21 protein-coding genes and 3 pseudogenes are annotated in these 23,727 nt (G+C 44.2%); 12 read left to right on the top strand and 12 right to left on the bottom strand.

What is annotated here, in order from left to right:
* A pseudogene (locus tag F6K37_RS09490) lies at nt 1–201 on the bottom strand (hypothetical protein); the annotation flags it as partial.
* Nucleotide 202: 1 nt separating this feature from the next.
* On the opposite strand from F6K37_RS09490, the gene F6K37_RS09485 reads away from it, so the two are divergent.
* Nucleotides 203–571 carry a DUF6464 family protein gene (locus F6K37_RS09485; RefSeq protein WP_008182299.1) on the top strand — a complete coding sequence of 123 codons (369 nt, stop codon included), beginning with the start codon at nt 203–205 and terminating at the stop codon, nt 569–571.
* Here the strand turns inward: F6K37_RS09485 and fmt are convergent, their stop codons facing one another.
* Nucleotides 572–1,573, bottom strand: coding sequence for a methionyl-tRNA formyltransferase (gene fmt / locus F6K37_RS09480; RefSeq protein WP_008182301.1), 1,002 nt, complete (start codon nt 1,571–1,573; stop codon nt 572–574). It abuts the gene before it with no gap.
* A 404-nt stretch (nt 1,574–1,977) separates the two neighbouring features.
* Nucleotides 1,978–2,721 (bottom strand): OmpA family protein, encoded by a 744-nt coding sequence (locus F6K37_RS09475; RefSeq protein WP_229414431.1) that lies wholly within the window; start codon nt 2,719–2,721, stop codon nt 1,978–1,980.
* A 597-nt stretch (nt 2,722–3,318) separates the two neighbouring features.
* Here F6K37_RS09475 and F6K37_RS09470 point away from each other — a divergent pair.
* Nucleotides 3,319–4,239 carry a hypothetical protein gene (locus F6K37_RS09470; RefSeq protein WP_008182310.1) on the top strand — a complete coding sequence of 307 codons (921 nt, stop codon included), beginning with the start codon at nt 3,319–3,321 and terminating at the stop codon, nt 4,237–4,239.
* A gap of 66 nt (nt 4,240–4,305) precedes the next feature.
* Here the strand turns inward: F6K37_RS09470 and F6K37_RS09465 are convergent, their stop codons facing one another.
* The 3 genes from F6K37_RS09465 to F6K37_RS09455 all read right to left on the bottom strand — a co-directional run bounded on the left by F6K37_RS09465 (nt 4,306) and on the right by F6K37_RS09455 (nt 5,910).
* The gene (locus F6K37_RS09465; protein WP_008182312.1) at nt 4,306–4,539 is read right to left on the bottom strand and encodes a hypothetical protein; all 234 of its coding nucleotides are present in this window, start codon (nt 4,537–4,539) and stop codon (nt 4,306–4,308) included.
* A gap of 70 nt (nt 4,540–4,609) precedes the next feature.
* Nucleotides 4,610–5,218, bottom strand: coding sequence for a hypothetical protein (locus tag F6K37_RS09460; protein ID WP_008182313.1), 609 nt, complete (start codon nt 5,216–5,218; stop codon nt 4,610–4,612).
* Between the two features lie 161 nt (nt 5,219–5,379).
* Nucleotides 5,380–5,910 (bottom strand): thylakoid membrane photosystem I accumulation factor, encoded by a 531-nt coding sequence (locus tag F6K37_RS09455; RefSeq protein ID WP_008182315.1) that lies wholly within the window; start codon nt 5,908–5,910, stop codon nt 5,380–5,382.
* Nucleotides 5,911–7,197: 1,287 nt separating this feature from the next.
* Between F6K37_RS09455 and F6K37_RS09450 the strand changes: the two genes are divergently transcribed.
* From F6K37_RS09450 to F6K37_RS44575, 3 genes and pseudogenes are all read left to right on the top strand, one after another.
* Nucleotides 7,198–7,446 carry a hypothetical protein gene (locus F6K37_RS09450; protein WP_143764203.1) on the top strand — a complete coding sequence of 83 codons (249 nt, stop codon included), beginning with the start codon at nt 7,198–7,200 and terminating at the stop codon, nt 7,444–7,446.
* Between the two features lie 12 nt (nt 7,447–7,458).
* Nucleotides 7,459–7,818: pseudogene (locus F6K37_RS44580) on the top strand (choice-of-anchor W domain-containing protein); the annotation flags it as partial.
* Nucleotides 7,819–7,830: 12 nt separating this feature from the next.
* A complete protein-coding gene (locus F6K37_RS44575; protein WP_324293467.1) occupies nt 7,831–7,965 on the top strand; it encodes a PEP-CTERM sorting domain-containing protein in 135 nt (44 codons plus the stop codon).
* Here F6K37_RS44575 and F6K37_RS09440 read toward each other — a convergent pair.
* Nucleotides 7,907–8,323, bottom strand: a pseudogene (locus tag F6K37_RS09440) (IS607 family transposase); the annotation flags it as partial. The gene F6K37_RS44575 and the pseudogene F6K37_RS09440 sit on opposite strands and share 59 nt — an antisense overlap.
* 12 nt (nt 8,324–8,335) lie before the next feature.
* A complete protein-coding gene (locus F6K37_RS09435; protein ID WP_008182324.1) occupies nt 8,336–8,524 on the bottom strand; it encodes a hypothetical protein in 189 nt (62 codons plus the stop codon).
* A 2,012-nt stretch (nt 8,525–10,536) separates the two neighbouring features.
* Between F6K37_RS09435 and F6K37_RS09430 the strand changes: the two genes are divergently transcribed.
* From F6K37_RS09430 to F6K37_RS09420, 3 genes are read left to right on the top strand one after another with little or no spacing between them, the layout of a single operon-like run.
* Nucleotides 10,537–10,842: a transposase gene (locus tag F6K37_RS09430; RefSeq protein ID WP_287249731.1), complete on the top strand. Its 306-nt coding sequence runs from the start codon at nt 10,537–10,539 to the stop codon at nt 10,840–10,842.
* Between the two features lie 16 nt (nt 10,843–10,858).
* A complete protein-coding gene (locus F6K37_RS09425) occupies nt 10,859–11,068 on the top strand; it encodes a transposase (RefSeq protein ID WP_008182333.1) in 210 nt (69 codons plus the stop codon).
* Nucleotides 11,065–11,328 (top strand): transposase, encoded by a 264-nt coding sequence (locus F6K37_RS09420; RefSeq protein WP_008182334.1) that lies wholly within the window; start codon nt 11,065–11,067, stop codon nt 11,326–11,328. The genes F6K37_RS09425 and F6K37_RS09420 overlap by 4 nt, the downstream gene beginning before the upstream one ends.
* A 69-nt stretch (nt 11,329–11,397) precedes the next feature.
* On the opposite strand, the gene F6K37_RS09415 is transcribed toward F6K37_RS09420, so the two are convergent.
* Together F6K37_RS09415 and F6K37_RS09410 are read right to left on the bottom strand one after the other, a co-directional pair.
* On the bottom strand, nt 11,398–12,507 hold the full coding sequence (locus F6K37_RS09415; RefSeq protein ID WP_287249727.1) for a glycerate kinase: 1,110 nt from the start codon (nt 12,505–12,507) through the stop codon (nt 11,398–11,400).
* A 103-nt stretch (nt 12,508–12,610) separates the two neighbouring features.
* Nucleotides 12,611–12,961: a DUF565 domain-containing protein gene (locus tag F6K37_RS09410; RefSeq protein ID WP_008182338.1), complete on the bottom strand. Its 351-nt coding sequence runs from the start codon at nt 12,959–12,961 to the stop codon at nt 12,611–12,613.
* A gap of 102 nt (nt 12,962–13,063) precedes the next feature.
* On the opposite strand from F6K37_RS09410, the gene F6K37_RS09405 reads away from it, so the two are divergent.
* Nucleotides 13,064–15,001 (top strand): ArnT family glycosyltransferase, encoded by a 1,938-nt coding sequence (locus F6K37_RS09405; RefSeq protein WP_287249724.1) that lies wholly within the window; start codon nt 13,064–13,066, stop codon nt 14,999–15,001.
* Nucleotides 15,002–15,120: 119 nt separating this feature from the next.
* On the opposite strand, the gene F6K37_RS09400 is transcribed toward F6K37_RS09405, so the two are convergent.
* Entirely contained in the window at nt 15,121–16,167 is a 1,047-nt protein-coding gene (locus F6K37_RS09400; protein WP_008182343.1) for a T6SS phospholipase effector Tle1-like catalytic domain-containing protein, read from the bottom strand.
* An 873-nt stretch (nt 16,168–17,040) separates the two neighbouring features.
* Nucleotides 17,041–20,706, bottom strand: a complete 3,666-nt coding sequence (locus tag F6K37_RS09395) for an ATP-binding protein (protein WP_008182345.1) — start codon at nt 20,704–20,706, stop codon at nt 17,041–17,043.
* Nucleotides 20,707–21,023: 317 nt separating this feature from the next.
* Here F6K37_RS09395 and F6K37_RS09390 point away from each other — a divergent pair, with 317 nt between their 5' ends.
* The 3 genes from F6K37_RS09390 to kaiC form a co-directional block, all read left to right on the top strand.
* Nucleotides 21,024–21,944, top strand: a complete 921-nt coding sequence (locus F6K37_RS09390; RefSeq protein WP_008182350.1) for a circadian clock protein KaiA — start codon at nt 21,024–21,026, stop codon at nt 21,942–21,944.
* A gap of 127 nt (nt 21,945–22,071) precedes the next feature.
* Complete coding sequence (gene kaiB, locus F6K37_RS09385; protein WP_008182352.1) at nt 22,072–22,386, top strand: circadian clock protein KaiB; 315 nt, start codon at nt 22,072–22,074, stop codon at nt 22,384–22,386.
* A gap of 95 nt (nt 22,387–22,481) precedes the next feature.
* On the top strand, nt 22,482–23,727 hold a 1,246-nt coding region (gene kaiC / locus F6K37_RS09380; protein ID WP_287249720.1), incomplete at its 3' end, for a circadian clock protein KaiC.

Here is a 23,727-nt window from a genome sequence, read left to right as displayed (position 1 = left end):
CAAAAGTCTCACACCCTTTGTAAGCGATGCAGCGCGGTCTTGGGGGTTTCCCCCATGAGCGACTGCATCAAGAAGCGCAAGAGTTTGACTTCTGACAAATGACTTCTGACAAATGACTTCTGCTATAGAATTCTGTTGGGCTAGATAGTCAGCCCACAGCCTGCGATACCATTCAACTGTAGCGTGAATGACAATAAGCACTATGGAGCCTGATTCTCTACCCACGGAGTTAATTTTGACGCACCCACGTCAGACCATTGGCAATGTTCAACTGGATTGGATACCTCAACCCGGTAACTATCTCGACTTTAAAGGTAAAACCTACACAGTTTTAGAGCGCCGCCACCGCTACTGTCTTAAGTCAGGGCGCTATCGTTTGCATAAAATTGCTCTGTATGTGCAGTCTTTTGGACACCCTAGTGAAAAAAGCCTGCTCCAGGGGCGTTGGGTGATTGGGGATGCCAGCTGCTATTTCAATGCTCACTCTGAATTGATTCGTTGTGCTGTCAATCCAGACGGACCCTGTGATTCTTGCCGCTTTTACGAACCCTTGAACACTGAAACTCACTAACTAACTATTACCTAGAACTTCTCCTACTTCTAAACGCATACCATTGGCAAAATCCCAAGCAGATTGAGCACGTTTGCCAGCTAATTGCACTTGCTGCAACAACAACATTCCCTTTCCAGTTTGAATAATTGGACCGATTGTCTTGGCAATCTTTACAACTTCTCCAGGACGACCTGAACCAACATCAAGAGTAGACCACTCCTGCGATCGCATTTTTAACTGTGAAGGCAACTCGGATAAGTAAGCGGAATCTAAGGGAACAGTGGCACTGATTTTCAGAGATTTACCCCGAAATGAGGTGACGCAGTTCGGGAAAAATCCCCGGATCTGATTGTGTAACTCCAAGTTAGAGCGTGACCAATCTAGGCCATAATCTGACTTTTGAATCAGTGGTGCATAGGTAGCCAATGAGTCATCTTGAGGAATTGGTTGGATTTCCTGTAACTCTTGCTTGAGGAGGGTTTCAATCAACAAATCAGCTCCCAAATTGCTCAGAGTTTGTGCCAAATCCTGGGCATTATCCAATAGTCTAATTGGTGTATATGCTTTCAAGAGCATTGCTCCAGTATCCATTCCAGCATCCATCAACATCGTTGTGATGCCAGTTTGGGCTTCACCATTATAAAGACACCACTGGATCGGAGCTGCTCCCCTATACTTAGGCAAAATTGAGCCATGTACATTGATACAACCTGCCGTAGGCATATCCAGAATCTCTTGGGAGAGAATCTGCCCATAGGCAACCACCACAAAAGCATCAGCCTTTACCTGCCTTAGCTGAGTTAGGGTTTCCCTATGCTTTTTCAGGCGCTGCGGTTGCCAAACTGGTAGTTTATGTGCTAATGCTATTGATTTCACTGGGGAAGGAATCAGCTGGTTACCACGTCCTCGACGCTTATCTGGCTGAGTCACCACACCCACCACCTCAAATTCAGGATGGTTCAACAAACCTTCCAAACAAGGTAGAGCAAATTGGGGAGTACCAAAGAATACAACTCGCATCTAGAAATTACCAATAACTAATGGGTTGTTCGCGTAGCGTGGCCTTTTGGCCAAGGTTAGCTGGTTTCAGGTTAGCTGGTTTCAGGTTAGCTGGTTTCAGGTTAGCTGGTTTCAGGTTAGCTGGTTTCAGGTTTCAGGTTAGCTGGTTTCAGGTTAGCTGGTTTCAGGTTTCAGGTTAGCTGGTTTCAGGTTTCAGGTTAGCTGGTTTCAGGTTTCAGGTTAGCTGGTTTCAGGTTAGCTGGTTTCAGGTTAGCTGGTTTCAGGTTAAAGGTTACAGCTTGCCAGTTATACATCCAGCTTTGAGTTGTTAAGGCTCTAATCTTCAACCTACCCTACACCGGACGCCCAAGGGAAACAACCAAATAACTTTCAAGCAAATAACCAAATAAGCTTCTGACTAATGACTAATCCACAGCAATTTCCACCCTACGATTGCGTTGCTGATTAACCTCAGTATCATTAGCGACCAGAGGACGAGTTTCTCCGTAGCCAATAATCAGCCAACGGTATGAATCGTCTAAAGCGCTACTAAGATACTGCTGAACTGCTTTAGCACGCTCAAATGAAAGGTTTCGATTCTCTTTGGCTTCGCGGGGGTTGTCGGTGTGGATAGCAATTCGGATTGTACTACTGGGATAGGCTTGCAAATCTGTGACAATTTTGTCTAGGATCAAACCTGCTTCTGGACGTAACGTACTTTTACTTTCCTCAAATAAAATATCACTGGGCAACGTGACTTTCAACTTGTCGGCAGCCAAGGCAGCTAGTCGATTGCCATTGCTATTACCAACTAATGGAGCATTGCTACTTGGAGTCGATGGTTCCTTCAGAAGCAAAGTGATCGCTTGGATGCGCCTTTCAAGAGATTCATTCCCTCCCGAGGTTCCCAACTGAGTTTCCAACATTGTCACGTCCTCACTCAATCTCTTCATTCGCTTGTCTAACTCACTTAGTTGAGCTTTGAGCTGGACTCTTTGAACTGGTGTCAATTGTTTTAGTGGATTGGCTTCCGTTGGTTCCCGAATTGAACTAAAATTGAAAAACGTTGATTCTCCCTTGTTATCCAGATGCTCCAGTAATTTTAAGATCAGGGGTTTTTCTGGATTCGGGTTAGGGTAAGCATTGGCAACAACAATGCCAAATATCACGGCCAAGCCACTCCCTACGCCTAGCAGTAGTAGCCTGAAAATTAAGATTAGTAGGCAGTTCAGTATACTTATTGAGGTTTCAGGTCTGGTATTGGTGTTGGAAGTAGCGGGTTGAGTCACACCGAATTTTGTTAGATCTCCTTCTACATAATGAGGCAGGATGCTCCAATTGTACTCCGTTAGGGGTCAAGCGCAGGTATTTTACATTATAGAAGAATTCAAAAAAACAAGGTTGAATTCCACATGGCTATCATAACACTAAAACCTCCAAACCAACCAGTTAATTCCAATGTCAAGCCTGACAACTTTTGTGTGAGGGCTACCCACTTCAGCCAAGACCTCTTAGGGGAAGGAAAGAGTGTTAATTTTTTATTTTTCCCTGGCTTATTTTATTTGTCTGCTTTCGGTAGCTTGATAGTCGAGGGTTTAGGTAACTGACTGAGCCGAAGTGTAAAAAAACCCGTTCGTAATGCAGGTTCGGACGGGGTAGTTGATCACTTTTTAACCTTTTAAACCTAAAGTTAAGGAACTATATTCTAATTTCTTGGGGTTGCTCCTCTAACTAGAAACGCTAATTAGTAACTGAAAGACTAATCAATGTTGAAAAGGCAATTGAGTTTATCAGGATGGCTTAAAAATCAACCACTAGGACTATTGTTAGCAACTTTGATGTTGATAACATCTAGCCTATTTGCTGAGAAAGCCAAGGCTAATGAATCCTTCCTAGCCAGTCAATCATCGGTGCTATCTTCCCAGCCTTTAAGGGAAGTAACAGAAGCTATCAAACCTGATCTAACCGAACCATACGTTCAGAGTGACCCGCTCAACAGTCCTTATCCTATTCCTTGGAATTGGGTCTTGGAAACCCACGCTGAACTGGTTGCTAATCAGAGTTTTGGGTTTAGGTACTATCGCAGCCAATCACTAGTTTCTCCTGATGGCAAGTATGCTGCCTATAGTCGCATTCAACTACAAGGACAGCCAGAACTGTACCGCAGCCGCATCAGTAGTGTGATGTTTCTAGAAAATTTGCAGACTGGAGATTTGCGCATCATAACTGCATCTTCTCCCTTAGCTAACCATCAGGCGCGACCCAAGGGCAGTTTACCTGCCCATTGGAACGCGCGCCTTAATAATGATGATAAATTAAGCGGCGCAATCGCTATTCTGATTCCCGTGTCTTGGACAGAGTCAAGCGATCGCCTTCTAGGGCGGCAATTTGAAGGTTTTTTTAATACGTCAGATGCTTCTGATTACGCAGTAATTTGGGATCGCAACCAAAATACTGTGACCACCTTGGCTCCTGAGCGCATTCATTATACTAACGCACTGTTGCTAGGCTGGAGTCAAGCTAATCCAGATCAAGTGCTATTTCAGGCTGGTGAGTTGGGCAATGAGTATTGGCCAATGTGGTCTGTTGAACCCAGTGGTTACACTGCTCTTACCTTTGAGGATGAACCTATGGTTTATGGTGAATCAGTAGAACACATTTGGTCTGGTTCCCAGGCACGCTGGTAATCACAAAGGATGAAGGATGAATTATGAAAACTCATCCTTCATCCTTCACAATTCATAGTTTCCCAATTACCTTTGGTGTTGTGCTACCAATTTTTTTAGGTAAGAGTAAGCTTCTTCTGGTGAAAGAGTGAAGATTTGACCTTTGCATAGAATTTCGTACCTTCCTAAGTAATAACCATGTCCCCCAATTAAACCCATCTTTGCGGCTTGATTGCCAAGCTTGGTTAATTCCTGTCGAATTGAATAGTCCAATTCTTCTATTTGTTGATCAATAACTTGATTAATAGTTTGTTCTTTCATGTTTGACCGCTCCTAGTATATTTATAATACTGCTTTATGCACCCACAACCCATCGACCTGGCGATAGCGGTCAACAAATTGGGCACTTGCCTGGATTAACTGCATGAATGTACTCACTTCCTGATGTCGGCCATCCCCGTTTATAGGATGCTTCCTCAGGTTTCCCCCAACCTAGCTGCAATATAATTTCCCAAAAGTTGTAATTCTTATATTCATAGAGATTTGCCCATTCCGTTTTATGGGCGACCTCTTTTACATCATTGGGCATAATTTTTTGATAGTCTTTACCAAAATTAATACTTAGGTATAAGTCCATACCTTGGATGCCTGTATACCAAAACTCTAAGAGGTCAGCTTTGGCAGCTTTGAGGATTTTCAGGTCACTCTCTAGGGCGGCTAACTGCTCGTCAATAGCAGGATAACGTAGAGTCTTTCCTTTCATAGTCAGTTCGCGCCAAATAATGCCTGAAACTTGGTGTTGCCGTTGGTAGCTGTGAACTGCGGCTTTAAAGTCGTTATAAGCACTGAACTTTTGAATTCCCTCCGGTTTCAGAAAGCGATCAATCACAGGGTTGCCAGACACCGAAGCTGCCAGATTAAGACGTTGCCCATTCATGCACGAACGACGCTCTTGAGCCAAAATTTTGATTAGCTCCTGTGTGCTGTAAACCTTGGACATCAGCACGGATGTTAACTGTACTTACAAATAGCTTAACCCGTAAACGTGACCAAAAAATAGGGTAAACGGCAATGGCAGTTCACTGATGACTAAAACAATTGTCTTCATGTTAAGTTGTTGGAGTTTCATCGGATGGATGTCTAACCAGTAGGCAAATTAAATCACTCTGATGTTAACTGAGCATTAATATCATTGACAGTGCGCAGCTTTAACTCCACGGATTCTGAACGGGGCAGTAAGTTAAACACTTCCCGAAACACATCATCTATCTGTTCATAAGCAACTTGTCCAATTTCATTGAGTACTACCTCTGCCTTTTGGTCAATCATTACTGTCTGGGGAATTAAATCTTGGTAGTAGTATCCCGCTTCTGTGGGTGTATAGGTAGCGTCGGGTAACAAAGTGTCGATGTTGACTGGAATAAAACTCGCGGCCCTACCATAAGGCTCCTGTAACTTAGAGATAGTGACAGAATATAGCTTGCAATCCCTACTGTCATCTAAGTAGAACACCAACAAAGCTGGCTTTTTCCTGCGCAAAGAATCTTCTAAGGTAATTCGTGGTGGGACTATAGAGCCATTACCAGCATACAGAGCAAAAATATTACCATCAAAGCTGTCATCATCGAAACTTGCTAATGCTGATGGTGTTCCCAGTAGATACCAGCAGCTCAGTAAGCCGACAAGAATCAATAGGCATTTGGAAACAAATCTGCGCCTTACACAGCAACTATATGTAATAGTCCTGTTTCGGAATCTTGCTAAACCGTCTATCATACCGAATTATTAGCCCTTATCTCAAATCCGAGGTGAATCCAAGTCCAAGGGTTTCAAAAATCGCAACAATCACTATAGCAATTGTAATTCAGTTGTGAACCCTAGTGCAGGAATATTGGCTGCACTACCAGGATAACTAGACTTAGGGCTACGCTAGTAGTAGCAGCGGCAGGGGCTTTGGGCAAGAATTAGCCCAAGTTTTGTACCAAGAAGGGCTTTTTTGTAAGCTTCCCCACAGCTGTAAGCCGGGGGCTTTCCCGGACAAAGCAAGGGTGTTGGTTTCAGTAGCTAAGCGCAGACTTAACGCGCCCAGATTCCCGATTGATTGAACCTAAGGGTTAAGTGCCGAACCTCAAGGCTGGCTTACTCTACGGACATCTCCGCCGCTTCTACAACCGAGTCATTTCTTTAAAGTTACCGTAAGGATAGGGTCGCCTTATTCCATGAGTTTTAACCCTTTTCTACTTAGCCTGCCGACTATAAAGGCGACCCTATCCATCGGTTTCGTCTTTAGACAGCCCCAATACTTCTAGCAAGGGTACCACTCGCCGATACTAACCTACACTGGCGCGCCGTTTACGACCTTCCCGTAGGGTCGGCAAAGCCTAAAGTAGAGTGTAAGAGTGCATTTGAGTCTATTTTTATTCTACATCAAAATTCTGGATATTCCGAAAGATTTATTAGCCAACTTCAAGGGTATTGAACCCATCAGCTGGCTGCGGGGGATTATCCCTCCCTATACCTAAAGGTAAGGGCTTCCCATCCCCCGAGCCCCCTTGTTTCGGTGATCGAGTACTTTGGTCAACTCTTGACTCTGACCCTGAATCGGCTCAAGTCCCAGAACCAGCAGCAACTACAGGTGCGACCCGTGGCGAATTTAATTCTTAATGGGTCAAGGGCACAAAGAGCGGAAAGCGCACCTAAGGTTTGTTAGGGCGCTAGCTTTGTTGGATATCAGCTTTTTGTCCAAAGGTCGTGGCAGGTAGGGTCGATCTTCGTCAACTATTAATACAGATTTCAATAAAGTTAATACAGATAGAACGTTAATACAGAAATACGGATAGAAAGCAAACGCGAGGCTCTTAAGGCCAAAGGCCACGCTACGCGAACAGAGCCGCTACGCGATCGCAAACACTCAGTCTCGATACTTTGATCAGTTGTTACTGCAATAACAACTAATACTCCATATAGGCAAGAGAAATAATGATGACTCGTAATTTACTATTAAGTTTGGGAGTGTCAGCACTAGGACTAGCTTTTACTCCCTTTGGAGCCAGTGCGTTTACGATTGGTGGTAATCTGACTGAAACAGAGTTCCAGAACCTAGATCCCGACATCTTCCTGTCTGCCAAGAGTCGTTTTGGGTCTGGAACAATAGGAGGAAACACTTTTGAGCTAGATATCCACAAGGTTAACGCTAGTGGTGGTTTTACTAACTTAGATCAGAAATAATTTAATTGGGTCAGTGGTGAAGCGGTTGATTTCTTACTGGAGTTCGATGGTATTTCTCAACTCACCTATACCGTTGGTGACGTGGTTCTTTCGTCTACAGTTACAGAGGATAACTTCTCAGATTTGTTTCTACGGACTAGTGCTCGTAAGAATAACAGCAGCATTGTACTGAGCAACTTGATGTTAACCGATAGTGCCATGTCTGCTAGTCTTCCTGACGCATCCAGTGTTTGTAGTAATCCTAATGATTGCGGTTTTTTTGATGCACAGTATTTACACATCAGTAACGTTTCAGGTGCTTTCACCCTCACTGGTCAATCAACTATGACCATGTCAGTTGAGAATCGGCCCACACAATCTCGACTAGCGTATCAGGTTAAATTAGTGGCTGGTGAGCCGGGAGACAAGCCCCCTGTTGATGTACCAGAGCCAGCTACGATGTCGGTGTTTTCCCTAGGTTTTATGGGTTTGGTTCTAACTGGTACTCGTCGCCGCCATCAGCTTGGAGTTCAGCGATAATTTTTTCGATCTTTTTCTTAGCATGATCTTGCCTGTACAACCTAGCAGAGAATGACTTGATAATAGCAATCAAATCCTGCATCAACTCGTCTTTACCCTTATCTACTTGGTTGACAATTTCTAACTGAATACCTAAACGATACAGCATAATCTCCAAGTAATTGATGCCGAATCTAGCCAGGCTGTCTTTATGCTCTACTAGTAAAATGTCGTAGCCATCAGAATGCATAAGAGTGGCTAATTGTTTACGATTATCGTTGAGTCCACTTCCTACTTCTTTGATAATTTTGACAATCGTGTAACCTTTAGCGATCGCATACTGTTGAAGACGTTCAACTTGAAGCTCAACGTCTGACTTATGCTCAGCAGATCAGACTCGCCCATAGATAGCAACTCGTTTGGTGTTTGATGGCTGGGTTTTCTGTTGATGGAAGTACTCAACGATGACTGAGCCACTTTCGGTTTGGAATGCTGGATGAGGCAACTTACCTGCCTTCCACCATCTCCAAGCCGTCTGGTAGCTTACTGCCATGTGTTTGGCATAGTCTTTGAGTCGCATCTGTGCTAATTACCTCCCTTGTGAGAGATTAGCACAGATGTTTGTTTATGACTATATTTTATGAATACAACAAGAGGAATAGATAGAATCATCAACAGTAGCCAAAACAGTCTGCCCAAGAAAGAAAATTGGCCATGAGCTGATGGCGACAGCCCCGCGCTCTACCCGTGCTTAGTGAGCGTCTTGAAGTTACCGTAAGGATAGGGTCGCCTTAATCAATGGAGGCCCGCTTTCCCCTTGAAGAATTAAATTACGGGGTCGCGCCTCAAGTTTTAACCTTTTTCTGCATAGCCTGCCTTGGGAGTTACCGTAAGACAGGCTCGCCTTATTACACAATTTTTAACCTTTTTATTCATAACCTGCCGACCATAAAGGCGAGCCTGTCTAAGGTTTCATCTTTAACCATAAAGGCGACCACTACTATCGGTTTCGTCTCTGGGAAGGATATCTTGGGCATTGGAGCGAAGCGGAATTGTGAATCAGGCGTATTTTGATTTTTTACATACGGCGGTTTGCATAACTATCAAGTACACAGGATTTTCTCCTTCTTTCCTCTTCCGAAGTCCCTGCTCCGAAGTCCCTGCTCCGAAGTCCCTGCTCCCTAAAAACCCATAAATTTGTACCTAATTGAAGTGCAAACCGCTGTATTTCTCTAGGGCGTGTCTGCAAACCCAATAATTTAGGTTAGAGAGATTTGCGATGCTCCTTTGGAGCCGCTAAAAGCGAACGCGAGCATAAGGAAGGGAATTTGGGCAAAGCCCGACCCTAAGCAAACGTTTTGCTCAACTTGACCATAAATCTTTCTTAGATCAACAGTTAAAAGATTTATTTTTATCTATAGCAGTCAGAAAAAACATGATTTCAACTAATGGTACTTTAGCCAAAATCAAGCCCAAATATAGCCCAAGCTGGCTTTATATCTAGGGCGTGTCTGCAAACTGTTGTATGCTAATTGACACTCCCCGCCCGCTTATGGACGGGGATTCTTGTTTCATAGAGCCAACTTGCGTGAACCTTGCCGGAGTCAGGAAGAGTAGAGGTCGATTCTCCGCAAGGGTATCGGCGTTCGCCTTTGGCGTGGCCTACGGCCAAGCCGACGCTACGCGAACGGATCAACGATCCAGGTTCCAGTATGCCCCACCGTACCTTACCTTTTTTTTACATATAGATAGATACTTTTTTTATCTAATTTTTTTTCATAGACGTTGTCTTGATGCAATAGCGAGTGGGGGAAACCACGGCAGTCGCTCATGGTTTGAAGTTACCGTAAGACAGTTGAGCCTTAATCAATAAGTTTTAACCCTTTTTTGCATAACCTACCAACCATAAAGGCGAGCCTGTCTAAGGTTTCGTCTCCGGGGAGACCCCCAAGACCGCGCTGCCTCCCCAAGACCGTAATGGTGCGCTTGACCCGTAATTAAATTCGCCACGGGTCGCACCTCTGCATCGCTTAAGTCGTGCTTACCAAATTACGCAATATGTATCTGATACATATTTTTTACGTTGTCTACTTATCATTAGATAGTATTTATCTAGTTTTTGGTTTCTTGTTGAGATTTTTAATAACACGCAGTGCGAAAACTGTCAAGTTTTCACTTAAAAAGAAAGCCGTCTCTAGAAGTTACCGTAAGAGTTAAGAAGCCTTAATTAATAAGTTTTAACCCTTTTGCTCATAGCCTGCTCCCAATAAATGCTTCTTAACTCTGAGGCGCGCGTCTCCTATAAGGACGGGGCGCGATTACCCAAAATTTTTGGTAAAAAGACGCACGGAAGTAGCACAAAAACGAATGGAGATTGCTAACAGAGGCGAGTTAACCGACGAACAGTGGGAAAAGCAAAGCGCCCTTATTACCACCTCAAAAAGCTTGGGAACGAAGTTACCGTAAGATAGGGTCGCCTTAATCAATAAGTTTTAACCCTTTTACCCATAGCCTGTCGCCCATAAAGGCGACCCTATCTAAGGTTTCGTCTCCGGACTGGAAAACCAGCACATGACAATCGTTCCATCATTAATGGGATTCTCACCGATCTTGAGAACAGGCGCACCCTGGAGAGATTTACCTCCGGATTACGGAATTCACAGTACAGTCTCCAGTCGGTTCTACCGATGGCGAAAACCTGGTATTTGGGATCAAATTTGGGCAGGTCTTCAACAAAAAGCTGTAGCCGTTGGGCTGATTGATTGGGAAGTCCATTTTGCCGACAGTACCGTAGTCAGAGCACATCAACATGCGGCGGTCGCAAAAGAGGGCAACAAAACCAAGCTAAGCGGCGTAGCACTTGGAGGTTTCTCTACAAAAGTCCACAAAGCGAGCTGAAGGGTTTGGAAAACCAATGGTTTTTGTCCTAACATCAGCTTGTAGTCATGACACCATTGCTTTTGATGACTTACTGACTGGAGGAAAAGTCAAAGGAATTGGACTTCGAAGACCAAAAAGTCGATTTCGCTACTTTTTAGGTGATAAAGCTTACAGTAGTCAAGCAATTAGAGAAAAACTGCGTTTTCAGGGAGCAACCCCTATTATTCCCCCCGAAAAGCAATGAGAAAAAACGAGAACGCTTCAATCGGGGTCTGCAAACGAGAACGAAATCGAGTCGAACGACTTATTAATCGCCTCAAGCAAAATCGACGAATCGCAACTCGTTATGAGAAATATGCCATCAATTATCAAGCGATGTTGACTATTGCCTCTATATTACTCTGGCACGAGAAGTGCATGGGGTCAGATCAGTCAAACGAGCAGGGATTTTCAACCAGCCGTACCAGCAATCCCGGTGCTTGTTTACTACCTCCCGTTGATTAGCTGACGCCTAAGGGCTGATAGCACCTCAAGCAGCGTGCGCTACGCGCATATGCTTACGTTGATTTTATCCTAATCAGCATCCCCTGGTGAATAAATCACACCAGGTGTGTGGTCAGGATTAATTTCAACCACCAAGTCTACTAGATTTGGGTTTCGAGTCAGGGGTGTAATAAATAATTCTGGATGGAGAGCTTTCCAAAAATAGTTGACAAAATCTCTAATTTGTGAATCTTCCATCCCTGACTTACCCTGAGCAATCATCTGTTTCTCTGCCTGTAGTCGCCATTGCTGACTGAGGCGGTAGTCAGTAGGGTAGAGTACCATCAATCGGTCTAATCGTTCCCACAGGGGTACATAAAGCCTCAGTTGCTGATTCATATCCCGAGCAAACTCTCGGTCTTCCAAGGTATGAATCGGTTCTGGAACAGAGCCATCAAACGCTTCTGGCTCAATGGGTCGAACCCCAACAAACCACCCTTCAAACAATACAATATCAATACTTTCGACCACCTCTGGAGTGATTCGGTCTCCAGCCCCCCCAAAAGCTGATTTATCAAACCGAGGCACGAGGATTTCTGCGGTAGGGGAAGGGGATCGTAATTGGTCTAATAGCTGTAAACCCAGCTCAACATCATGAGTTCCAGGGGGACCACGCCAGATCAGCCTGCGGTCTTGTTCTTGAAGCTGTTGTCGCTCCTTGTAGGTTTTGTAGAGGTCATCGATAGACAGGCTGAGAGTGCGTTCGCTGAAAGCGGGACGAAGTCCATCGCCTAATTTGTGGAGAATCACACTTAAGACTGCCGCTAGAGTGGTTTTCCCGGTGCCCTGCCCTCCTAATATGCCCTGAATCAAAGGACGTCCCAGCTGTTTACGACAGGATACCAACTCCATGGCTAAAGGAAGCCAGAGGTTCCAGAGGCATAAGAGAGTCTTTTGCTGTGTTTCAGGAGTAGTTTCAAAATACGGTAGACGGAGAATATCTGGGTAGACTATCTCAAACAAATGCGATCGCGCTTGGATTACCTGTTCACCATTATCCTCTGTGATGCCAAACGCCTTTGCCTTTAGGTGATCAGCCAGTTCCTCAGCCAAGAGTTGCTGAGATTCAAGGGGATTGGGTGTTTGTCCTGATACCCACTGCTCGAGAATTTGACCAACGCTCTTGGTGTCACTTGTCATTTATCGTTTCTCGGTCAGTAGTTGCATCAGACGTCTCCCTTGTTAGGATTCAGCAGTAATTACTCAGCAGTGATTACTAACTCATTAGTAACTGATTACTATTTTAAGAGCCAAGCTTGAAGGCTTCTAAATACATACTGTATACCAGACCAATTTTAAAAGCATTGACTACATCTGCCAACCATGAAACCCGGTCAACGGTTTGATTTAATTGGCCTTTTGGAAATTTACCGCTATAAATCAACCGGTTAACTGCTTCTGTAAAAACAATCAACATCCCAGATAGTATCCATTCCTGGCCAGTTCCTGCTGTAGTACACAGGGCTTGTCCTACCAAGAAGCCAAACAGAAAGCTAATCAGGACCATCGACAGGCGTCGCCAGGGATTAGCAAACCATAGCCCCAGCCGCGTCCATAAAAAATCAACTAAATTATTAAGACGGGTATTCTGCATCTACTACACTCGTTGAAATAAGAATAACACACGTGTAGACCATGCTATCCGTTTTTGGAATAATGATAGCCTGCTAGACCTCAATCACACCCTAGCCCATTGATGAAGTTTACATTAGCTAATAGGTTTAAAAATTGGTGGCAATCTTGGCAACAGCATCCCACCACCATCTGGACACTTTCTATTCTGTGGTTACTCCTGATCAGCTGGCTAGCTTTTTTGTGGAATTTGGGCAACATCGGTTTAGTAGATGAAACTGAACCCTTGTTTGCTGAGGCCGCTCGCCAGATGACGGTGACAGGTGACTGGATTACCCCTTATTTCAATGGTGAGACTCGCTTTGATAAACCCCCCCTAATCTACTGGTTGATGGCAATTGGTTACCGGTTGATTGGGGTGAATGAATGGGCAGTAAGACTGCCGTCAGCCTTGAGTGCGATCGCATTAACTGGATTAGGCTTTTACACCCTACGATATTATGGAATTTCCCGTCCTGCTGCCTTTACCCCTGATGTAGATTCTAGTCAGCACAGGGATAGCAAAATCAACCCTTCCTATCCCCAGCGGCAGTTGTGGATCTGTGCCTGGATTGGTTCAACCCTGATGGCAGTGAATCTTCAAACCATTATCTGGGCAAGAACCGGTGTCTCAGATATGCTACTCAGCGGCTGTGTAGGGGGTGCATTACTAAGTTTTTTTCTAGGGTATGCCCATCGAAACCAGAGGAGCACAGGAGCACAGGAGCTCGGAAGCAGCGAAAAAACTGTTGCTAAAAGCCCCTCACCCCCTCACAAATACCCTTGCCGTTGGTACCTAGCCTGTTATGTGCTAATTGCTCTAGCTATCCTTACCAAAGGACCAGTCGGTATCGTTCTACCCACACTAATTATTGGTGGTTTTCTGCTTTACCTGGGCAATGGCAGGGAAGTATTGCAGGAAATGTGCTTATTTAGAGGCATTGTGATTATTTTGGCTCTGACACTACCTTGGTATCTATTAGTAACCCTAGCCAATGGGCAAGCCTATATCGACTCGTTTTTTGGATATCACAATATTCAACGCTTTACTCGCACCGTTAACCGCCACGCTGGGCCTTGGTATTTTTATTTTCCAGTAGTACTAGTAGCTTTTGCCCCTTGGTCGAGCTACTTGCCGTTTGCGATCGCACGACTAAAATTTTGGCGGCGGGTGCGGTGGAGTAACTCACCCCGTTCTACTCATTTGGGTTTATTTGCTCTGTTCTGGTTTGTAGGGATTTTCGGCTTTTTTACCATTGCTGCCACTAAACTACCCAGCTATGTGCTACCCCTAATTCCAGCTGCCGCCATTCTTTTGGCTTTATTGTGGAGTGACCAACTCACCCATACTAGTACCCTTTCCTGGTCTGCCCGTGTGCCCCTTTCCCGATCCATGCTACTCAGTAGCCTATTTAACCTCTTGTTGTTAATTGCCCTTGCCACTGCCATTTTTTTTGCTCCCGAATATATCGGTAGTGGACCAGCAGCACCAGACTTACCGGAGCAGTTGCAAGAATCCGGCTTAATGGTGAGGGGAGGTATTATTTGGAGTATAACTGCTATTGTAGCAGCACTGTTGCTCTGGCGACGTTGGTTGTTTGGGCTATGGATAGTCAACCTAGTGGGATTTTTAGCCTTTCTTATTTTCGTGTTGACCCCTACTTTCTTGTTAGTGGATCAAGTGCGTCAATTACCCCTACGGCAATTATCTGCCATTGCTGTTCAAGAAAAGCAATCGTCAGAAGAATTGATTATGATTGGTTTCAAAAAACCCAGTGTGGTTTTTTACACCCAGCAACCCGTCACCTACATGAGCAAAGGTAAAAAAGCACGAAATTACATGAAAGAAATAGCAGTGACTCAGCCTTCACCTCCCTCCGTTTTGATGTTAGCTAGGAATAAAAGGCTAAAGAAAGCCAAGCTAAAACCTGAGCAATATACTACCTTAGCTAGTCTTGGTCCCTATAAACTCATTCGCGTTTCCAAACAAGTTTTTGTTGATAAATCTAAAATTAAAAACTAAAATTTTAGTTGTCACACTTCACACTTCACACTTCATACTTCATACTTCACAATTTTATTCAAATAACAAATTACTAATTATTAGCTGTTGACTAGTCAACCAAAATTGACATCATTATTTTACTTCTGTTGCTTAAGTTGTAATAGTTGATTTAGTCTGGGGCCGTGCTTGTCAGCCAGATTCCTCGGTCGATAATCAGGCCGCTTCATCCAGCGTTCTATTACACTCTGGTGAAGGTCATCAAAGTTATCCGAAATCTCCCGTAGCTTGCGCCCTGTGAACTTGAATAGACCCAGAGCATTGTTGAAATCAATATCATAATCAAGGTTGATACCAGTAGGAATTGCCCTTGGGTCAAACTCAAGACCAAGACCGATCTTGCCGATTGAGTCCATCATCCACTGCAGTGCGCCGTCGGACAAGCCGCTCTGCTCCTGGGAGCCACCACCGACGGAGCCGTGAACCCCTGGAAACCATACTTCACGAACAACCTGGGTCTGGGAAAGGTGGCTTTTGTCCATTGGCGTCACGTCAAAGACTTTGCGCTGCTCATCAATGGATACAGCGTGCAACCCATGCTCAATAATCGGACTCAAAGAGGTATCGTGGAATCTGTACCTCTTGTTAAACCTTTTGTCAAACCACAAAAAGGGGGATAAATTAGGGATACCAAGGGAACCAACCGTGTCCCAGCAGCCAAGCAAGGTAATGGGGACACTTTCTCCGTATTTTTTGCGGAATTCTACCATTTGTTGGTGATTGGGCTTGATATCCCGAGAGCGGTACATTTCGTAGGCTTCCGGAGCTTTACGGATCTCGGAGCGGGATAGCAAGCCTGATTTATAAATCATTCCAGCTAGACTGCGCACTGTATAAGCCCCACGGCTGAAACCGAATAGGTAGATTTCGTCACCAGGGATGTAGTTCAGGCAAAGAAAGCGATAAGCATCCTGGATATTGGTATCAATCCCTCTGCCAAAAGCGCCACCGAAAAGCTTGCTCTTCAGAGAGTCTTCTGTGCCAATTCCCTCATCGTAGAATACGATTTGTAGAACTCCGTGACTACCCAATGCTTTAACTGCCTGAGAAATCTTAACCACATTGCTTGGGTAAGTACTTGATAACTCTTGCCATGTTCCATCACAACATACCACAAGACGTTTCATGGTCTACCTCCTTTAAAAAACTTACTTACTCTTACTTACTATTTAAATTAACGTAAATACTTTCTAGCAACTCAGATTAAGCGACCGCTCCATTCATTAACCATAAGCAATACTATTGTTGGCACTTATTTTTGGTAATCTTACTATTTAATCATCCTTTTGTTAACCGTAAACAGTTTGTTGGTTTGCCGTTTTCATATTTATTTTTATGCTTGTTATTACGTTTTAACCTTGTCCTGTTTTTCGTTTAATTATTTTTAGTAAAACTAATTAAACATTACGATATTAATTAGCCACAAATATTAACTATGATTAAATATAAATGCTAAGGTAAACGTGAGATAAATCCAAATAACTTTGGCTGGATAGGAGGTGTCTTCTCCATATTAGCTTGAATTTCGAAAGAAGGCTCACGCCATAATCGTTGATTTGCCGTGGGCTCAATTGCAACCAACCAATATAGCAATTATCATAGCTATGAGGTACAAAATTTCGGGATTTTAGGGAACAGCGGATCACCGGAACAGCGGATCACCTGAAGAGAGAAGAGGGAAGAGGGAATAGGGAATAGGGAATAGGGAATAGGAATGCGCTGCATCAAAACAGGGAATCAACGTCAAAAAAGACTGTACCTCATAACTGCGATCAACGCTATAAATTGGGCGAAGGGCATCCTTATGGTATAATAAACTGATCAGATAGTTAGGAATTGCTGTTGTTTGTACTTGAATCCAAAAGAGGAAGGTTCAACAAAACAGTTTGGCATCATTGGCTTTATGATCCCCACGGCTGGCTTTGTTCGCAACAAGTGTCTCCAAGACTGGATGGACAATCACGGTGTCGGACAATATGACCGACTTGCATCCCACCCCTTTAAAGGGTTGGGTTCATGAGCTGCTTAATCTGTTTCAATAACTGGGTCATTGACTGAGAATGCCAGTGTACAATCTGAGTAGCAATTTTCTCAAGCAGCAACTCCAACTGAGAATTCGAGTTACTACTGTTACTACTCTGGATTACTGGATCGTGCTGCTTAGCCTCTAATCGATGATCCAAAACCAGAATGGGTGGTCGCTCTGGCAATTGAGCAAGAGTTATCAATCCTTTCGAATGTTCTGAAGGATTAGTGAGATCTGTTAATCGAATCAGCAGCAAGTCCACACTTTTTCCCTGAATTTGACGGTATACTTCTGCCCAAGAACAGGCCACTAAGCTGCAATAACCAGCAGTTTGTAAGTATTGAATCAGTGCCTGTAGCCAAGATGTTGATGATTTTCCGGCCATTGACAACCCGTAGGATAAGTGAGAGGATTCAAGGTTCAACCTGTTAACCTGTAACGGATTACCCCTAAACTTTGTCCTCTGCTCCCCCGTGTCCATCACTAAAATGGTAGGCTTGCAACTGATTCCAGCTGCCACTTGAATGACTTGCAGTATGGCAGCCATCTTTTGTTGATTATTTGGTGCTAAACAGGGATAGACCGAAAGACCAGTTACTTGATTAGCAGCTTCTGTAGTTTGGTGATCCAGGGTTACTAGTGGTAAAGTACTCAAGCAAGGATATGATGAAAACTGATTCAAGTAGATTAAAGGGTTTATCAGTCGAGCACCATTTAATACAATCACATCTGGATTCCAAACCCGGCTCAATAACTCAGCTTGATCGAAATCATCGGCTTCGAGTACCCGATAATTGAGGTCTAAGTTTTCTAGACTCAATAGTGAAGTTAACTCATAAGTCAGTGCAGACGAGTCAGGGTTCTGGTAGGACTCTACAGAATAGCCTTTTCGCCCATCACCAGGATTGAGATAGAGAATCGTTAGCACACTACTGGTATTACTCTCATCTTTAGCCAGCCGAGACAGGTTTTCTCGTAATGCTTCCTCTTGTACTGGCAGACTTAAGAAACCATCAGCTTTGTTGTGGGTGGCCTGCTGTTTTTCGGCCTGGGTGGCTGTTACCAAAACCGGGATGTGATTAGTTTGGGCATCGGACTTTAGCAGTGTTAGGACATCCCAACCAGAAAGTTTTGGTAGTAGGGGATTGAGTAAAATAGCATAGGGTTGTAGACGACGGGCTTTTTCGATTGCTTCCGTACCAGAGCGGGCAACCACCACCCAATAGCCTAAACTCTTGAGCTGTTCCGTCAATCCTTCCAGGTAACGAGGTACAGCTTCCACAATTAACACTAAACGGTTGGGCGTCGAAGATGGGGGGTGAGACCTTGCCGTAGGGGCAATCTCTGATAGTTGCTCATCCCAATTGTCCAATTGATCAGATGAAGCGTGGGGAGGACAGGGGGGGAAGAGTAAGGTAAACTGACTACCGAGCCCTGCCTTGGAAATAAACGAGACATCTCCACCATGCAAGTGAGCTAGATGTTGTGTTAAGACTAATCCCAGACCCGTCCCCTCAAAGCTACGAGTCAGAGGCTTTTCCAGCTGTTGGAATTTCTGAAAGATCAAGTGCTGTTTATCAGCAGGAATACCAATGCCAGTGTCCCAGACCGTGAAAGCAATCCAACCTTGCCACCAATTGACCTTCAGACCAATTTCACCACTGCCATCGGTAAACTTAAGGGCATTAGAAAACAGATGGGCCAACATTTGCCGTAAACGCAACTCGTCAGCAATCAGCATCTCTAAACTTGCTTCAATCTCTAGGGTGAATTTTGTGGGATAATCTCGATTGTTGTCCTCCGAGTGTTTTGAGTCTATTTCAGAGCGAGCCTGGTCATAAGCGCGATCGCATACAGTCCGAATTGGCACCGGTTCGAGGGTAAGTTTCAGTTGACCAGTCTCCATACGGGTCAAATCGAGAATATCGTTGACCACGGTCATTAGCTTACGCCCACTCTGATAAATTAACTGCGCATAACGGGATTGACGTTGATTGAGTTCCCCTAGGGCTTGGTCTTTCAACAAAGTTGACAAACCCAAAATCGCAGTTATAGGTGTTTTCAGTTCATGGCTAATACAAGCTAAAAACTCATCTTTGAGTCGGTTTAGTTGCACTAAATCAGCATTTTTTGCTGCCAGTTCTTGGGCAAAGAGTCGTTGCTCTGTGGTATCTTGAGCCAACACTAGGTACAATTGAGAGTTAGGTGACTCAGACCGAGATATTGGAGATGGGGAATAGTTAAAAGCTACCTTAGGCTCGCAACTGTCAGTTTCTAGTCCTCCTTCCCAAAGAGCAGCGATAGCAGGTGACAGAGGAATTTTGACAAACGAGAATACCCGCTCCTGGCTGTTTGAAAGAGTTGGATCAGTTGGCGCAGCGGTTTCCTGGCAGGGGGTATGGTTTGCCCCGGTTTTCTTGACTGGTGGTGAAAAGAGCAGCACGCGCTCGTGAATAGTGGTTGCTGCTTGATAGGGAGTATCAAGAGCACAGTATTGCCCAACAGCAGCTTGTTCAGATGTTTTGTCTCCCTGGTCACAAACATTGCCCACAGATAATGGCCATTGTCCTGGAGATCGAGGAGCAGATTGGTTATGGAAGGTTGGGGAATTCTGGGTATCAGGCTGACGCCACTGGAAGTCTAACGATGTCCTAGGCTCTTCCATCGATTGCTTCAAACCTTCCTTACTGACTTCCCTCGGTACATGATTAGATAAGAGACGATTGTAAGAAGAACGGTAGGGTATCTTTTCCCTAGCTCCAGGGTTTTTCATAGCAGAGGTAGTATTCTTAGTGCCTGTGGTGCTACTATTTCCCGGAGTCCCCTCGGATGATGTCTCAATCTGCTCACGCCAGGTCAGATTCTCAACTAAAACTTTTCCCGTCGAGGTTTGTATGCTTAGGGGTAATGGCAGTTGTTCTAACAGTTGCACTAAGGGTTTCATGCCCTTGAACTGGGCACTGTAAGTTAGGGCTTCTTCCTGAGTTTTCAGTCCTGAGTTGATTCGAGATGATAATCCTAGGGAATTGGCCCAAGAACTCTTGGCTGTTAATCCATAGTGTGGGTGGTGAGTCCTGAGGGGATTAGGGTTCAGTCCCTTGGGTTGAGTACGCTTTACTATCGATTCAGAACGTTGTTGGGTGAATGTGGATGCTAAGAATTTTAACAGCAGGCAACTGTTAAGGAGTCCGATAAATTTCTGGTCCCCATCTACTAATGCCCAGTGTTCCTGATCTGGGATGGGGAATTGGTTAAATTCTCTATCCCAGTTTCTGCCCAACTCCCCTAACCCCCCCTCCCTACTTCCATGGTCTTGTAGGTAGTACCAGAATTGGTTTAGACTCAGCTTACCTGGTAGGATGGTTATGGGTTCAATGATGTTTGGCTGTATCCAAGATAGTGGTTTGTGAAGAAAACCAGTTGTCATTGTTGCTCCTGAGCTACCTACCTTAGCGTATGAGAGCAGGTGAGGCATGATCTGCCTTAGGTTAACCACTCCCACAGGATATTGCTGTTCGCTGACTACCACAATCGAGTCATGCCTTGAAGCATGAAAAATATCAAGAATAGTAGCCAAATCAGAAGTCCTTTGACAAATAGGAACTAGCTCGGCAAATTTTTGGATACTGGGAGTAGGCATCGACATAACCAATCTAGCTTCAACAGCGGTTGAGCCCTACAGTAGCAACACATCCTCCTAAAGTAGCAACAAAGGAATTCACTCAAACCCAACAGGGCATGGGCGATCCCCTAATGCTTGAAGAGCAAGTACTTTTCAATATACTGCTCAACACTGGGCATATAGTGAGGCGCGAAATCAAAATTAATTTCAATTATCAGACTGTTTCAATTCAATTTAATTTATATTAAGCTCATTGTTAAAAAAAATGTTAAAATTTTACTGGTTTAAGGACTCTTATATAGTAAGAGTAACCAGTTTGTTATTCCAGACCTGTTGTGTTGCTTTCCCAACTAACCATATGTACGCTGATCAGTTCTGATTCCCTAGCTCAATCCCTTTCTCAGGTTTTGGGTAGCGAGCAGTATATTATACACTCTACTAGCTCCGAATCTGAATTTTTCGAGGTGGTTGAGCAACATAAACAGGATCTTGATTGTTTGGTATTGCAGGATACCGACACACTTCCCAAGGTGATCCACTACTTGTACCTGCAAGGAACCACCTTACCTGCAGTATTTTTGCGGTCGGACTCCCCAGAAATCCCCCCTAGGGTTGACAGCAATCAACAGCTGGCTTCTAACCAGACGACGGATAAATTCACCGCTAGGTCTAGCGCTCATCTGTTCCATCCGGCAGAAGTCGAACTTAGTATTCACCAATTACCTGAGATTGGCGATTTCATCCAACAGGCGATGACAGAGTTTTTGTCCCTAGCTCCCGCCTGTAACTTACCCAGGTCATCTGGCCCAGTTTATCCTAACCTCGCAGTAGCTAATTACAGTTTCTTGAGTAAGCAGCAGCATCGGTTAGCTGAAAAGCTCAGGGAAAGACTTGGATACCTTGGTGTGTACTACAAGAGAAATCCTCGGCTTTTTTTTCGTAATCTATCTCTCAACGACAGGGATGAGCTGTTAGAACACTTAAGATCACAGTATCGTCAAATTGTTCTACAGTACTTTGCACCGGGAGATACCCTAAACCAAGACATCGATCATTTTGTAGAACAAGTGTTTTTTGCGGATATTTCTATATCTAAGATTGTGGAAATTCATATGGAACTGATGGATGAATTTTCCAAACAGTTGCAGCTGGAAGGGCGTAGAGAGGATATACTGCTGGATTATCGCCTGACGTTAATCGACGTGATTGCTCACTTAGGTGAAATGTATCGCCGCTCCATCCCCAGAGAACTGTAAGATCAGCATAATCGGATCAACATTGAGTAGTAAGCTTGATGGGAGGCTCTCCTAAAAAACCGTTTCCTTGAGTTCCTTGATCCCTTGTATTGACCTTTAACCCATCTTCTCCTAAACTTAAGAGCCTATGAGTTCCTATAAAAAAACTTATGTTCTCAAGCTTTATGTAGCTGGGAACACCCCCAACTCCGTCAGGGCTTTGAGAACACTGAAAACTATTCTCGAACAGGAATTCCAAGGGGTTTACGCTCTCAAAGTAATTGATGTTCTCAAGAGCCCCCAACTAGCTGAGGAAGATAAAATTTTGGCAACACCAACCTTGGCAAAAGTTTTACCGCCTCCTGTGCGAAAAATCATTGGGGATCTCTCGGATCGAGAAAAAGTCTTGATCGGCTTAGATTTGCTCTATGAAGAACTCCGTGAAGGAGATTTGGATTTCTAAATATCTTATACCATTTTAGATTAATAGTCAAGATTTAGCAAGTCAGCAACACCATTAAACTTTTTTTTGATTAAGAACATTTACTTAAGACCAATATGAATCAATTTAATCAAAATGAACTATATCAAAACTCAGTAACAACGGTCGGTGTCCAGAAAATACGGACAATGATCGAAGGCTTCGATGAAATCTCTCATGGGGGTTTACCATCTGGTAGAACCACCCTGGTCAGTGGAACGTCTGGCACTGGAAAAACTCTATTAGCCGTTCAATTTCTCTACAACGGCATTAGCAATTTTGATGAAGCTGGTGTGTTTGTTACATTTGAAGAATCACCCACAGATATCAGCAAAAATGCATCAAGCTTTGGTTGGGAGCTAAATAAACTAGTTAATGAAGGCAAGCTATTTATTCTGGATGCTTCCCCGGATCCAGAAGGACAGGACATTGTCGGCAACTTCGACCTGTCTGCCCTGATCGAGCGTATTCAGTACGCCATTCACAAATACAAAGCCAAGCGAGTTTCCATTGACTCAATCACTGCCATATTTCAGCAGTACGATGCTGCTTCTGTGGTACGTCGAGAAATTTTTCGCCTAGTGGCACGCCTGAAAAGCATTGGCGTAACCACCATTATGACTACAGAGCGAGTTGAAGAGTATGGACCAGTAGCTAGATTCGGGGTGGAAGAGTTTGTCTCGGATAATGTGGTCATTGTCCGTAATGTTCTGGAAGGGGAACGCCGACGCCGCACTATAGAAATTCTCAAGCTGCGGGGTACCACCCATATGAAAGGAGAATACCCCTTTACGATTACGGATCAAGGGATCAATATCTTCCCCTTAGGAGCAATGCGACTGACTCAACGGTCTTCCATGGCCAGAGTGTCTTCCGGAATCAACACTCTTGATGTTATGTGTGGTGGTGGTTTCTTTAAGGATTCCATTATCCTGGCAACGGGTGCCACAGGTACTGGCAAAACCTTGTTAGTGAGCAAGTTTATCCAAAATGCTTGCATACAAGGTGATCGCGCGATTTTGTTTGCTTACGAAGAATCTCGGGCTCAGCTATCTCGTAATGCATCGTCTTGGGGCATTAATTTTGAGGAAATGGAACAAAAGGGTTTATTAAAAATTCTTTGTTCTTATCCAGAATCAGCGGGGTTAGAAGACCACTTACAACGGATAAAAACAGAAATTGCTGAATTTAAACCCTCTCGCATTGCCATCGACTCTCTTTCTGCTTTAGCACGGGGAGTGAGCAACAATGCCTTTCGGCAGTTTGTGATTGGTGTGACGGGCTATGCGAAGCAAGAAGAAATAACTGGATTTTTTACCAATA

It is taken from the genome of Moorena sp. SIO4E2, assembly GCF_010671945.1.
In the GTDB taxonomy this organism is placed as follows: Bacteria; Cyanobacteriota; Cyanobacteriia; order Cyanobacteriales; family Coleofasciculaceae; genus Moorena; species Moorena producens.
This window is presented reverse-complemented; position numbering and strand designations above follow the sequence as displayed.

Bases quoted from the DNA above. Each gene is read 5' to 3' on its own strand.
- fmt (WP_008182301.1), bottom strand. From the start codon at position 1,573: ATGCGAGTTGTATTCTTTGGTACTCCCCAATTTGCTCTACCTTGTTTG.
- F6K37_RS09395 (WP_008182345.1), bottom strand. From the start codon at position 20,706: ATGCCTACTCCCAGTATCCAAAAATTTGCCGAGCTAGTTCCTATTTGT.
- F6K37_RS09415 (WP_287249727.1), bottom strand. From the start codon at position 12,507: ATGACAAGTGACACCAAGAGCGTTGGTCAAATTCTCGAGCAGTGGGTA.
- F6K37_RS09470 (WP_008182310.1), top strand. From the start codon at position 3,319: ATGTTGAAAAGGCAATTGAGTTTATCAGGATGGCTTAAAAATCAACCA.
- F6K37_RS09435 (WP_008182324.1), bottom strand. From the start codon at position 8,524: ATGCGACTCAAAGACTATGCCAAACACATGGCAGTAAGCTACCAGACG.
- F6K37_RS09420 (WP_008182334.1), top strand. From the start codon at position 11,065: ATGAGAAAAAACGAGAACGCTTCAATCGGGGTCTGCAAACGAGAACGA.
- F6K37_RS09460 (WP_008182313.1), bottom strand. From the start codon at position 5,218: ATGTCCAAGGTTTACAGCACACAGGAGCTAATCAAAATTTTGGCTCAA.
- F6K37_RS09465 (WP_008182312.1), bottom strand. From the start codon at position 4,539: ATGAAAGAACAAACTATTAATCAAGTTATTGATCAACAAATAGAAGAA.
- F6K37_RS09400 (WP_008182343.1), bottom strand. From the start codon at position 16,167: ATGAAACGTCTTGTGGTATGTTGTGATGGAACATGGCAAGAGTTATCA.
- kaiB (WP_008182352.1), top strand. From the start codon at position 22,072: ATGAGTTCCTATAAAAAAACTTATGTTCTCAAGCTTTATGTAGCTGGG.
- F6K37_RS09405 (WP_287249724.1), top strand. From the start codon at position 13,064: ATGAAGTTTACATTAGCTAATAGGTTTAAAAATTGGTGGCAATCTTGG.
- F6K37_RS09485 (WP_008182299.1), top strand. From the start codon at position 203: ATGGAGCCTGATTCTCTACCCACGGAGTTAATTTTGACGCACCCACGT.
- F6K37_RS09450 (WP_143764203.1), top strand. From the start codon at position 7,198: ATGATGACTCGTAATTTACTATTAAGTTTGGGAGTGTCAGCACTAGGA.
- F6K37_RS09430 (WP_287249731.1), top strand. From the start codon at position 10,537: ATGGGATTCTCACCGATCTTGAGAACAGGCGCACCCTGGAGAGATTTA.
- F6K37_RS09425 (WP_008182333.1), top strand. From the start codon at position 10,859: ATGGTTTTTGTCCTAACATCAGCTTGTAGTCATGACACCATTGCTTTT.
- F6K37_RS09410 (WP_008182338.1), bottom strand. From the start codon at position 12,961: ATGCAGAATACCCGTCTTAATAATTTAGTTGATTTTTTATGGACGCGG.